General features: G+C 44.4%; 9 protein-coding genes. 2 read left to right on the top strand and 7 right to left on the bottom strand.

The features are described 5' to 3' along the window. Positions 1-43: 43 nt before the first annotated feature. Positions 44-1282: an S-adenosylmethionine:tRNA ribosyltransferase-isomerase gene (locus tag GJV22_RS07645; protein ID WP_163711216.1), complete on the top strand. Its 1239-nt coding sequence runs from the start codon at positions 44-46 to the stop codon at positions 1280-1282. A 438-nt stretch (positions 1283-1720) separates the two neighbouring features. Here GJV22_RS07645 and GJV22_RS07640 read toward each other — a convergent pair whose 3' ends face one another. The 7 genes from GJV22_RS07640 to GJV22_RS07610 all read right to left on the bottom strand — a co-directional run bounded on the left by GJV22_RS07640 (position 1721) and on the right by GJV22_RS07610 (position 11160). Next, the gene (locus GJV22_RS07640) at positions 1721-2437 is read right to left on the bottom strand and encodes a GW dipeptide domain-containing protein (RefSeq protein WP_163711213.1); all 717 of its coding nucleotides are present in this window, start codon (positions 2435-2437) and stop codon (positions 1721-1723) included. Between the two features lie 101 nt (positions 2438-2538). After that, a complete protein-coding gene (locus GJV22_RS07635; RefSeq protein ID WP_205461784.1) occupies positions 2539-4134 on the bottom strand; it encodes a hypothetical protein in 1596 nt (531 codons plus the stop codon). 80 nt (positions 4135-4214) lie between these two features. Further along, the gene (locus GJV22_RS07630; protein WP_163711208.1) at positions 4215-5456 is read right to left on the bottom strand and encodes a cytochrome c3 family protein; all 1242 of its coding nucleotides are present in this window, start codon (positions 5454-5456) and stop codon (positions 4215-4217) included. After that, the gene (locus GJV22_RS07625; RefSeq protein ID WP_163711205.1) at positions 5435-7018 is read right to left on the bottom strand and encodes a cytochrome C; all 1584 of its coding nucleotides are present in this window, start codon (positions 7016-7018) and stop codon (positions 5435-5437) included. The genes GJV22_RS07630 and GJV22_RS07625 overlap by 22 nt, the downstream gene beginning before the upstream one ends. Before the next feature lie 58 nt (positions 7019-7076). Further along, positions 7077-8414 (bottom strand): NAD(P)-binding domain-containing protein, encoded by a 1338-nt coding sequence (locus GJV22_RS07620; protein WP_163711203.1) that lies wholly within the window; start codon positions 8412-8414, stop codon positions 7077-7079. 4 nt (positions 8415-8418) lie between these two features. After that, positions 8419-9288 (bottom strand): hypothetical protein, encoded by an 870-nt coding sequence (locus tag GJV22_RS07615; protein ID WP_163711201.1) that lies wholly within the window; start codon positions 9286-9288, stop codon positions 8419-8421. A gap of 81 nt (positions 9289-9369) precedes the next feature. Then, complete coding sequence (locus tag GJV22_RS07610; RefSeq protein ID WP_163711198.1) at positions 9370-11160, bottom strand: GNAT family N-acyltransferase; 1791 nt, start codon at positions 11158-11160, stop codon at positions 9370-9372. A gap of 181 nt (positions 11161-11341) precedes the next feature. On the opposite strand from GJV22_RS07610, the gene GJV22_RS07605 reads away from it, so the two are divergent. Further along, positions 11342-13183: a YgiQ family radical SAM protein gene (locus GJV22_RS07605; RefSeq protein ID WP_163711195.1), complete on the top strand. Its 1842-nt coding sequence runs from the start codon at positions 11342-11344 to the stop codon at positions 13181-13183. Position 13184: the final 1 nt, after the last annotated feature.

Here is a 13184-nt window from a genome sequence, read left to right as displayed (position 1 = left end):
ATTCCTTGAATCCCTAATTCATTTTTTTGTATTTTTGCCGCCCATGAGTACGACTAATTCTGAAACAACAATTTTCAACCTCAGTGCACAGGCACTGAATTACGAACTGCCCGACGAGCGCATTGCCAAATACCCGCTGGCAAAGCGCGACCGGTCGAAACTACTGGTTTGGCGAAATGGCCAGATTGCCGATTCTCAATTTCACGTTTTGCCTGATTATCTGCCAGAAGGAAGCCTGTTGGTTTTCAACAACACCAAGGTAATCAGGGCGCGTTTGTTGTTTCAGAAAGCGACCGGAGCCAACATCGAAATTTTTTGCCTCGATCCCTTGCACCCGGCCGACTACCAAATTGCGTTTCAGCAAACCGAAAGCTGCAGCTGGAATTGTATGGTCGGTAATTTGAAGAAATGGAAAGATGAAGTACTTGTTATGCCGTTGAATGTAGCCGGCAAACAAATTGATTTCAAGGCTGAAAAAATTGCGCGGATCGATGGATCGGTACAGGTAAAATTCAGCTGGGATTGCCGGGAAGTTGATTTTTCGAGTTTAATTGAAGCGGCCGGAATCCTGCCCATTCCTCCCTACTTGCATCGCGAGACCGAGGAAAGTGACCTGGAACGCTATCAAACCATTTATTCGAAAATAAAAGGATCGGTAGCCGCACCAACTGCAGGCTTACATTTTACCGATGCGGTGTTTTCAAGCTTAAACGAAAAGCAGATTGATTGTGCTGAAGTAACGCTTCACGTTGGCGCCGGAACGTTTAAGCCAGTGAAGGCCGATACCATTGGCGAACACGAAATGCATGCCGAGCAGCTGGTTGTTCGTCGCGATTTGGTTGAAAAGCTGTTGTCGCACCAGGGACGGTTGATTGCTGTTGGGACAACTTCGATCCGGACACTGGAGAGTTTGTACTGGCTGGGTGTCAAACTGGTTCATAAGCCCGACAGTGCGCTGAATGAACTCGATATTGAGCAATGGCTTCCGTACGAAAACGAACAACAGGTTTCGAAAGAAGAATCGTTGCAGGCTATCCTTAACTACATGGAAAAACATCAATCGCAAACCATTGGGGCACATACCAAAATTATTATTGTTCCGGGCTACCGGTTCCGCATTGTCGAAGGGATGATCACCAATTTCCACCAGCCGCAAAGTACCTTGCTGTTGTTGATTTCGGCTTTTATTGGCGACGACTGGAAACGCGTGTACGAACATGCGCTGGCGAACGATTACCGTTTCCTGAGCTACGGCGACAGCAACCTCTACCTGAAAAAATAGACCACGCTGGCTGGGGTTAAAAGTGCTCGCCACCCCGGGCTCATTTCGGCGTGCGGGCAAAACGGACGGCTCACGCCCGCTCAATCCACAGATTGACGAAAAGCTGACGGCTCACTTTCATTCAACCCACAGATTGACGAAAAGCTGACGGTTCACTTTCACTCATTCCGCAGATTGACGAAAAGCTGACGATTCATTTTCACTCATTCCACAGATTGACGAAAAGCTGACGATTCACTTTCACCCAATCCATAGATTAAAGAAAAGCTGACGGTTCACTTTCACTCAATCCGCAGATTGACGGAAAGCCGACGGTTCACGTTCACTCAATCCGCAACATGAGTCCACGTAAACAGCTAAAAAAAGCCCGGCATCCCGACTGATTGCAATCAGTACCGGGATGCCGGGCTTTTAGCCTCGAAAATGCAGATGCACTTCTTATTTCACAGCTGCACCTTCTACAATCAAATCGTAGAAATAGCCTGCACCAAAGTCTTTGTCCAACGCCACGGTTCCCTGCATGGTCACCACATCGCCAACAGCAACTTCGGCGTCTGTTGTCAAGGTTAAATCGTAAGCACCGTCAGCATTGGTTCCATCCTGAATGTGTACCCAATTGCGTCCCATGATGCCGTTGTTCACTTTCACGACTTTTCCGCTAACCAATACTTCCTTGCCCGAGTAAGTTGCTTTGTTTTCGAATAACGAAGCGATTGTAATTCCCCCCTCAGCCGGCTCAATAGCAATCGATTCGTCTAAATCGACAGACTTACGGCCGGGAGCAGTTCCGTGAGGATTTGACATGCTCAGCGTACTTGTTTCTTTCGAGGTTGTGAGTTTTTGAACAAAGAATACGCTTGCAAAAACCGTATCCAGATCGTTACTTTTAAATTCCTTCATTTCCATCGAATTGGCGAAGAAATAGGTTCCTCCAATTTCCGGATCCATCTTCTCAACAGCAATCCAGTATTCCTGGTCGTTTTCGGCAACTAAAAGGTAGGTATAGGCACTTGCCTGAAGCGATTTACTAACGGTCACCTCATGAACTGATTCGCTGCCAACACTCGTGTCAAGCGGTTGCACAGTTTCTTTCTTCTTCTTAATACAGGAAGTCATTAATACGGCTCCCAACATCATCACTACAAAAAGTCTCATGGTAAATTCTTTAATCATTTTATTCAAAATCTAGATTCATTTTTTGAAGTAACAAAAAACAACTCCGGAAAGTTAGTCAAAGCTTTGAATAATTCAGTATATCAAAAGCGTTTCGTCAGGTTGATATATATCCGGTTATAATGGTCCGATTTCTCGAAAGTCGTCTCACCGCTCACCGAAAAGGACAATTTTCGGGCAATCTGCCAATTGACATCCCATTCGGACAAATGCTGTATCAGCGATTTTTCTGCTCCTACAAACTGATAGTCAACATGGCGGTATCCCAATGATGAGGAGAGTTTTCCCGGAATAAGATCAGTGTAAACCCGCGCCCCAAAAACCGATCCGTCAAGGTAAACAGTCTTCAATACATTAGCCGATAAGGTGACTGTTGCCTCCAGTTTCGAAAGCTGATTTAATGACACAAAGCCATAATATGACGTTGACGCGCGGGAATCTGACTCGCGCTTTCTGTAGCTCGTATTTGCTCCCAGCGTAATCAAATCCGCTGGCCGGTAATTCACCCGGAATTGCACGCCTTGCCGGGTTGCCTCGTCGGTCAACTGATCCACCAGGTTCTTAAACGTTTCGTAGTAAATTACATTTTTCCGGTTGTCATACGATAAATCAGCCCAAAGCCGACGGGTCATGCGGTAACGAACAGCGGTATAAAAGCTGGTTAAGCTGAAGGTATTTTGTCCGGTTCCATCGTTGGTTTTATACAAATCAATTTCACTGGAAAGGAAAAAGAACAAATTTTCGAGCAGGGAATTGCTATGTTGAATGTAGAGGAAACGACGATCGGTTTCACCCGAATTGGTTTGCTCGAAAATAGCCAGCGAGCTGCGTACCGAACCATTCCCGGTGTTAACCTGGTGTGCCGCGTACAATCCATACTCGAGCAAATCCGCATTAAAGCTGTAATCGAGATAATCGGGTCGGAAGCCGACCACCGCACCAAAGCGAAAATTCTTCACCCCGGTTTCGAATTGCAGCCCGTCAATCGCTCCAATGTTCGATAAGTTGGGGTTAATCTTTCGCCCCAGCCAAATGTCCGATCGATCTCCGGCCTGGTACAGAAGGGCCAAACTGTATATTTTCAACGCATTAAACACGTTGTCCTGAACAGCAGCCCAGTTGGAGCTTAGATAGCTGAAATTCGCATAGGTTTCCAGCGATAAGCGACTGTCATTGATATTTTGGGCCTGTAAGGACAAGCTGTAGCGTACCCGGTGACTGTCGGAGGATGTGGCATTGGAAAATGACGAATGAGATGAAAGAGACATTCGCCCTCGAATGCGTTGTTTGTATATGCTCTCCTCAGGCTCCCGGCCCGTGCTGTCAGAGACCGCTTCAACCGCTTTCAGCCCGGATTCGCTCACGTGAGTTTCACCTTTTGCCTGTGCGGTTTTCATCCGGTGTGAACGGCCAACAACATCCTGCCCCAGCGATACTGTTACAGTGGGAAATGGTTTACCAATTGCCGAGTACGAAGATTTCGATTCAATTAACATCAATGGTTTTAAGCTTCCATCAATCCGGATAAAAATCGTATCGCCAGCCAATAAGTCATTCGTGCCGTCGAAGCGAACATAAATATTTTGGCTGGTGATGTAACTAATTTTCCCATGGTACTCTTTCGGACTTTCCTGAGCCCAAGCCTGTGGTGCAATCGTCAAACACAGGATTATTGTCATCAGCATCAATCGACTGAAGGTATTTTTTCTCAATCCTGTTTTCCTTGGCCCTTTAAAACACATGTCAGCTTTTTAAGTTATTAATTTTCAGCTCTGCCTGTTGGGTGGCAGGAATAGCAAGCCTGACTTTGATAGCTGTAGTTCGATACCTCACTATGGCGACCATCAGTTTCAGTTTGATTGTGCTCATGACAACTAAAGCAGGTGAAGTCCGCATAACTCGAATTATTACTGTGACATTCGATGCAGGAGCTCCATCGCCCGTTATGGCTTCCCGAATAAATCGGGAAATACTGGCTATCGTGTTCTTTAAAATCCGAAGCCTCCCAGCCCGGATCAATCGTGTGGCATTGTGTACAAAGGGTTGAAAAACCAGCTTGTTGATGGTTCGGATTAGTTGTTGCATTGTACTCTGCCTGGTGACAGGAAATACAATCGGCCGATGGTTTAACGCCGGAACCATCCGAATGGCATTCAACACAACTAACCGGAGCGTGCCCTCCCGTAAGCGGGAACGTACTGTGATCGAAATTCGCGGCATCCCAGCTTTGATCGGTGGTCTGATGGCACTCAATGCAATTGGTCGAAAAACCAACTTGCAGGTGATCCGGGTCAGTTGTTGCATTATAAGCTGCCTGATGACAAGAAATACAATCGGTTGACAACTTGTCGAAAGTACCGCTTGTATGGCATTCAAAACAACTAATGGCGTGCCCTCCCCGGAGAGGAAAGAAATTGTGCTCAAAATTCGCGGCATTCCACGAAACGGCCTGCGCGCTGTGGCAATCGACACAATAGGTCGAGTAGCCGGCTTCCTGATGATTGGGAGCAGTTGTTGCCAGGTAGTCGCTTTGATGACAGTTGAAGCAATCAATCCCTAACGTTTCAAATTGCAAATTACTTGCTGATTGATGGCATTCAAAGCAATCGGCTGTGGTATGAGCACCTGTCAATGGGAAACGGCTTTGCCGGTGCATTTGCGTAACACTTGTTATGATCCAGTTTTGCGGATTGTGACAATGGCTACAATCTTGCCCCAAAGTATTATTGTGCATATCCAGATGACAGGATACACATTCAGTTTCAACCGCTGAAAAAACCAGGCTGCGATGACAACTTTTGCAATCAACAGCGGTATGCGCCCCCTTCAATTGGAATGCGGTCTGACTATGATCAAACGTTTTATCCAGCTGCAACAGGTCCCAACTTTCAGGAGAATGGCAAACGGCACAATCAATTTCAAAGTCTGATCCGTGGGGTGATTGCGAAACGGCGTTTAAAACACTCCCTAAGAACAAAATCAGTAATGACAGTCGGCGCATTTTATTTCAGGTTTAAGTTTGAATTTAGTGAATGTTCCCGCCTCGTCCTTTTCCAACCGATGACATTTTACGCAGGCTGTTTGAGCATGTTGCCCTTCCAGCTTAAATAGACTAAGGTTATGATCGAACCGACTCGGAATCCATCCTTCCGGATCATGACAGTCGGCACAGTTGGTTTTATCTTGTACTCGAAACTGCCCCCGATGCACATCCTTGTGGCAAGACTCACAATCCGTTTTCAAATCCGTAAAGTGCTGTTGAGATACGCCATTTTCCTGTTTAAAATGGCATAATCGGCAACTCACATCACGATGCTTACCACTCAGCAGAAAGTCTGTTTTTTCGTGTGCGAAAGTCACTTCCTGCCAAAGAGTAACGTTATGACACAGCTCGCAATTTTGTTGGGGCATATATTTTTCAGCAATTTTCCCGCGATGAATGTTCTCATGACAATCAACACACTGCTTCCCGATCTGTCTGAACTCCCATCGTTTTTCCTTTTGGTGACAAGCAAAACAAGGTGTTGCCAGGTGTGCCCCTTCTAATTTGAACGTTGTTTGATTATGCGCTTCAATCGTGAAAGAGGAAACGCTAAACCCTTTTACATCGTGGCATTCGGAACAGTCCTTCCTGACCGTTTCCGAAGCAAACTGTCCTTTGTGATAATCACTGTGGCAATCGATACATTTATTGTGAGTCAGAGGTGCCGTTAATGATTGTTGATGACATGAACGGCAACTTACCTGCTGATGCTTACCTTCCAATGGGAAACTCGTCCTTCGATGATCAAAATCACCCATTCCGGAAACCTCGTGGAAAGAAGCTTCGCTATGGCAGGAAGTACAATTCTGCCCAAATTTATTTTGATGTACATCGGTATGGCAGGCTGTGCATCTATCAAACGCGACACCGGCAAATTGTTGAAAGGGCTTGCCGTCCCGTTCGATGTTCCGATGGCATTTTGAACATTCCACCTGCTGATGCTTTCCTTTTAAAATGAAATCCGCCTTGTTGTGGTCAAACTTTTCGGCCGGTTTAAAGGAATTAAATCCATGACAGGAAGCACAATCAGATGATAAGGTTTCCTGATGGTAATCTTCGTGGCAGGAAAGGCAATTTTGCGTCAACCCCAGAAAACTGTTTTTCCGGTGTTTCAGATCATCCTCCTGAATATTTTTAGTCTGGTGACATTCGGCACACGCAGTCGTCCTGTGCTTACCTTCCAACTTGTAGCCCGTAAGATCGTGGTTAAAGCTATTTTCATCCAAACGGATGAGCTGAAAATTGCGCCCGTGGTGTTCACTGTGACAAGTAAAACAATCCTTGTTTTCAACTTCTTCGGATGCATGGTAACCTGCTCCCTTGCGGATTAAACTTTGAATTTCCTTGTGACAGCTCATGCATTTTTCGTTCGTCACTTTCTCACCCAACACATGGCACTGGGTACAGTTACTCAGCCCTTCCAGTTTCTGATGGGCGACTGTTAATTCTCCCGGCGAAATCTGAGCAAACAGACCTCCTTGAATAACAAAGAACAACAATATGCAGATTAGTCTTTTCAATTCATTCTGTTCGAAATAATTTCAATTAATCCCGTATAAAATTAGGAAGCAAAGCCTCTTATTTACCGTGCTTCAAAATAGCATCGCCAAACTTCCGCGTAATAGTTATACCTGCTTTCGCTAAAAACTCCGTAGGCAGCTCTCCACCGGCAAAGATGAAAACTAAGTCATTCTCCACCTCCTCGATATCTAAATCTCGCCCAAGCTCAACTGTGACCGTCTTTGTTTCTATTCGCTTAATAGTTGACCGAAATAAAACCCTCACTTTTCCCTGCGCTGCTGCATTTTCTATCTTCAGTTTATTTGCCGGCTTTATCCGATTAAATGCCTCACCCCGATACGACAAAATTACCTGGTTTTGTTCAGCAAGTAGTAAGGCTGATTCAACAGCCGAATCGCCACCGCCAACAACCATTACCTTTTGCTCCCGGATACGTTCCGGATCCAGCAAACGGTAGGCTACTTTAGGACAATCCTCCCCCGGAACATTCAGCCTACGAGGAGTACCGCGACGGCCTATTGCCAATAATACCTTCCTCGCACGAAAAATATCCCCACTCTGCGTTGACAGTTCAAAATGTTCATTTATCCGGTTAATTGCTTCAACCTTTGTTTGCTCCCTGATAGCTATATCGTGGACATTAATCAACTTAAGCCACAGGTCAAGCAATTCCTGTTTACTCGTTTCAAACAAACGAACCTTTCCGTATAGCGGAAGATCCATTGGAGAAGTCATAACAATTTTACTCCGGGGAAAAGAAAATACTGTGCCTCCCAGCGAATCCTGCTCGAGCGTTAAAGCTGAAAGGCCAAGCTTTTTAGCTGCCAACGAAGCCGATATTCCAGCCGGACCGCTACCCACAATAATGAGATCGTAATCGGCTTCAACTTTTCGATTAATCCCTTTTGCCAAATTTTCAACTGCTTGACGCCCTTGTTCAACAGCGTTGCGGATCAGGCCCATCCCTCCAATTTCGCCGGCTATAAATATACCGGACACGTTGGTTTCAAAATTTTGATCGACATGCGGCAGATCAACACCACGCTTTTCGGTACCGATACACAAGCTTATAGCATGGGTTGGACATGCATGAAAACAAGCTCCGTGTCCAATACAGCGCGATGCATTAATCGTAGTTGCACGGCCGTTAACAATACCAAGTATATCCTTTTCAGGACAAGCAACAATGCAGGCTCCGCTTTGAATGCACGAATTTGGATCGACAACAGGATGCAGGGAAACAGGCTCATACAAACCCTCTGACTTTGCCTTTTCAATTTTAGCTTCAACTGAACGGTTTTGCGTGTTCATCCGATGCAAATAAAACCACACGACCAATCCGAAGATTAGAACAACAATTCCGTAGATGATAATATTTTCAACAATGACTTCCATTCACTTAAAATATCCACTGGTAACCAAAGGCTAAAGCCACGCCAATATGAATCAGCATAATCAAAAGCATAATCAAAGCAAAAGGGAGATGGGCCACATGCCAGTAGCGAAACAAGTTCTGCATGGTCATCAACCGATCGATTTTCCTGTTGAGACTTATTTCATACCGAATTAAACGCATAAGTTCATGGCGTGTTCCACCCGTGAGCTGTTGCTTTTTCAGTTGTTGTTTAAGTTCCGCGACCAATTTTAGTTCGAACCTGAACTTTTGAACGAAGCGCAGCATACTGTTGCCTTTGGCTCTGTTTGGTCGGGCTTTTACGACCGCCAGAATCCGCCCGGCAAACTCCGGATTGAGTTGGTATTTTTCAATTAGTATGCGGTTAAAGTCTTCTTTTTTATGCTCCAACTCGGCCAAACTATACTCGCGCCCTTCCAACGAGCGGGGAATTTGTAAATAGATGTACCGGCCAATAATCCCACTAATGACCACTGCCACCATGCACCAGAAGCTTACAGATACGATTCCTCCGAATTTGAATGCAGTGTGAAAAAGGACCAACAGAGGCCCAAAGGAACAAAGGAAGATGTGAAATTCGAGCCAGTATTTGAGAATGCCGACGCGTGAAAACCGTCGAATTCGTTTGCGAACCATGTACAAGCTGACGCCAACAAGCATCATCAGAGAACCAATGATCCCCAAACCGTGCCCAACCAGTCCACTTGGCTTCAACAGTTGATGACTGGCGTGATAAAAACGGTCTTCAATTCCCAGTCGGTAATACGAATAGCCTTTAGCCAATAAGTAGAACAAACAGAAGAAAACCATAAAAACCATGATTGACCGGTATACCGTGCGCATGGTTCGACTCATTTTTTATTTATAAAACGAAAAACGATCTATTTATTGCCTGTCGGCTACCTTAAAACCTATTGAAGAGCTTTAAATGCCAGCTTATTCACGATGCGTATAAAAGCGATTCAAAATAGATCCATCGTTAACTTCCTTCGATAGCGATTCAATGGTATTTTTCGGCACATCCATAGCATCCAGCAAAATCAAGCCATCCAAACAATTGTTGAATTTCGGGTCCACATTGAAGCCGACAATCTTTGCATTCAACTTGATATATTTCTTTAAAAGCACCGGTAATCCGGTGTTCATTCCATCAACATCGCCGATAAATTTATCCAGCATATTGATGTCACCCAAATTTTCCATGATGACATTAATATTGGAATCCTCGCTTTTAAACTTGAAAGCTTTTCGCGGCGTAATATATTTGGCCATATTCCAGTCGAAATGATGCGTCATGATGAATTTAATGATCAGCTCTTTCGATATTTTCGAATAGTTATTGCTGATGCTTACTGGTCCAATCAGGTAACGGTATTCCGGATTCTTTAGCAAGAAATACAGAATTCCTTTCCACAGCAGGAAAAGCGACATGGGCTGGCGCTGGTATTCTTTCACCACGAACGAACGCCCCAACTCCAGCGACTGCTGTAAAATGGGTTTAAAGCTTTCTTTCATGCGGAATAAACTCTGCAAATAAAAGCCCGACGTTCCGTAATCGTGCAAAATATCGGCTCCTTTACCAATACGGTATGCACCCACGAGCTTTTGTGCATCATCGTCCCAAATAAACAACTGATTGTAGTACAAGTCGAACTCATCCAAATCGATGCTTTGGTTGGTACCCTCACCCACCTCGCGGAAAGTAATTTCACGCAAACGACCGATTTCATTCAGCAAATTCGGAATCTTTTCGGAAGGTGTACAGTACACCGAAAAACTCTTCAACTTAAAAAGGAAAAAATCAGTCCCCAGCTTTTCAATTTCAGCTTTAATCAATTCAGGATTGATCGGAGGCACAATCTCTTCAACTTTATGCAGACGCTTCAGTGAATAGTTAAAAAAACGTCTGACCTCGATCTTGCTGCATAAACTATACGTTTTTGCCCTCAAAAAACGGCCAAATTGGTACACTTCCGGAAAATTGGCTTGCTCTTTCACCGAAACAGGCTTTCCAATGCGAATTTTAAACAGCTTATTTTTCTTATTCAACAGTTCCGATGGCAACTTAGCAGTCCGTAGATTAGGGTGAATTTTCCCGATCAGATGAAACAGTCGACTGTTTTTACCATCAAAATAGATAGGAACAATGGGAACATTTGCTTTTTTAATGAATTTTAAAACCGGGTATTGCCACTGACGATCGGTAATTTTGTTATCGGCATCGAAACTTGAAACTTCGCCGGCAGGAAAAATACACAGCACCCCACCATTTTTCAAATGTTCGTATGCATTTTTAATTCCACCGATACTCGATCCGGCTTCCTTCCGGTTTTCAAACGGATTGACCGCTAAAAAGAAATCACTGATGGGCTCAATCCGCTTCAACAGAAAATTGGCTAAAACTTTCACATCCGGCCGAACCATGCTTAGTAATTTGATCAGCAAAATTCCGTCTAAGCCACCGAAGGGGTGATTGGCCACAACAATAAAAGGTCCTTCCTTGGGTATTTTTTCAAGATCTCGTTCGTCGAACTCATAATTTACTTCTAACAACTCAAGCAAAGCATCAATAAATTCAACACCTTCTTTATCTGCAATTTGTTGGTAGATCTTGTTCAGTTTACTGAAGCGCAGCACATACATAATAAACTTAGCCAGATTTTCTCCCCCAAGATATGCGAGATAGGGACTGGCTTTAAGAATATCCTTCGGATTTACTAGTTCCATTGAGATTGTTAAAATATGGTGCTAAATGTAAAAATCATATTTCTATTTCACCGCAAACGCCACTTAATTTTTGATAAAACAGCCGTAAAGCAGAAGACTTCGCAAAAATAAGACCCGAAAGTCTTTTAAAATGACTAAAAGCCAATTACCTTTGCACGACATTATATAATGACTATTACGAGTGAATTTACTTTATCAGAAATACAAAACAACCGATTGGTTACCAACAACCAAGAAAGAAGTTGAAGAGAGAGGTTGGGATCAACTGGATGTCATTCTTTTCACAGGTGATGCCTATGTCGACCACCCATCGTTTGGTGCGGCGGTGATTGGGCGTGTGCTTGAAGCTGAAGGTCTTCGTGTGGCTATCGTACCACAACCAAACTGGCAAGACGACTTGCGCGACTTTAAGAAGCTGGGTGAGCCACGTCTGTTCTTTGCGGTTACCTCGGGCAACATGGACTCGATGGTCAACCATTACACAGCCAACAAACGCAAACGTTCAAACGATGCGTATACACCTGGTGGCCAGTCGGACAAGCGTCCGGACTATGCAACCATTGTTTACAGCAATATCCTAAAGAAACTCTACCCCGACACACCGTTGGTTATTGGTGGGATTGAGGCTTCGTTGCGCCGTGTGACCCATTACGACTATTGGCAAAACAAGCTTAAACCTTCGATTTTAACGGAATCAAAAGCAGATTTGCTCTTTTACGGGATGGGCGAAAAATCGATTGTTGATTATGCCCGTTTGGTTCAAAAAGGAGTAAACCCGGAAAGTCTGACCAATTTACCACAAACGGTTTTTCTGACGGACAAAGACGAGCATTACGCCACTCAGAAAAAGTGGAACACCTTCGATTTGTATTCTTATGAAGAATGTCTGCAAGACAAGAAAAAATTTGCGCACAACTTTATGCACATCGAAGAAGAGTCGAATAAAGTTGAAGCCAACAAATTAGTTCAGCCTACAGGAAATAAGATGGTAGTGGTGAACCCGCCATGGCCTCCAATGGAGGAAAAAGAGATTGACCGGGTTTATGAATTGCCTTACACCCGTTTACCACATCCAAAATATAAAAACAAGGGGACCATTCCGGCTTACGAAATGATCCGTCACTCCATCAACATCCATCGCGGATGTTTTGGCGGTTGTACTTTTTGTACCATCTCTGCTCACCAGGGTAAATTTATTGCCAGCCGCTCGCAGCAGTCGGTTATGCGGGAGTTGGAGCAGGTAACTGAAATGCCCGATTTCAAAGGCTACATTTCAGACTTGGGAGGCCCATCGGCTAACATGTACCAAATGAAAGGTATTCACCAGGAAATTTGTAACAAGTGCAAGCGGCCCTCGTGTATTTGGCCCGATGTGTGTAAAAACCTGAATGTGGACCATAAGCCGATGCTCGACCTGTATCAGGAAGTTCGCAAACACCCAAAAGTGAAGAAAGCCTTTATCGGTAGCGGGATTCGCTATGATATGATTCTGCACGAGACCAAAGATAAGCAGGTGAACAAAAATAACATGGACTACCTGCGAGAAGTGGTGAAACACCATGTTTCCGGTCGATTGAAAGTTGCTCCAGAACACACTTCCGACGATGTGTTACGCATTATGCGAAAACCATCGTTTAGCCTTTTCTTCAAATTGAATAAAGTGTTTAACGAAGTCAACAAACAGGAAGGTTTGAATCAGCAATTGGTTCCCTACTTTATTTCGAGCCATCCGGGATGTCAGAGCCAGGACATGGCGAATTTGGCTGCAGAAACCAAAAAACTCGATTTCAAACTGGAACAAGTACAGGATTTCACGCCAACTCCGATGACTTTGGCAACTGTAATCTTTTACACCGGATTTCACCCCTACACGATGGAGCCGGTATTCACCGCCAAATCGAAGAAAGAGAAGTTGAGTCAGCGGAAGTTCTTCTTCTGGTACAAGCGCGAATACCAAAAAGAAATTCGCGAGGAACTGACACGATTGAACCGCAAAGATTTGTTGAAAAAGATCTTGAATTAAT

The sequence above is a fragment of the Mangrovibacterium lignilyticum genome (assembly GCF_010882175.1).
In the GTDB taxonomy this organism is placed as follows: domain Bacteria; phylum Bacteroidota; class Bacteroidia; order Bacteroidales; family Prolixibacteraceae; genus Mangrovibacterium; species Mangrovibacterium lignilyticum.
The sequence above is the reverse complement of the archived record's forward strand: the minus strand, read 5'-3'. Positions and strand labels throughout refer to the sequence as shown.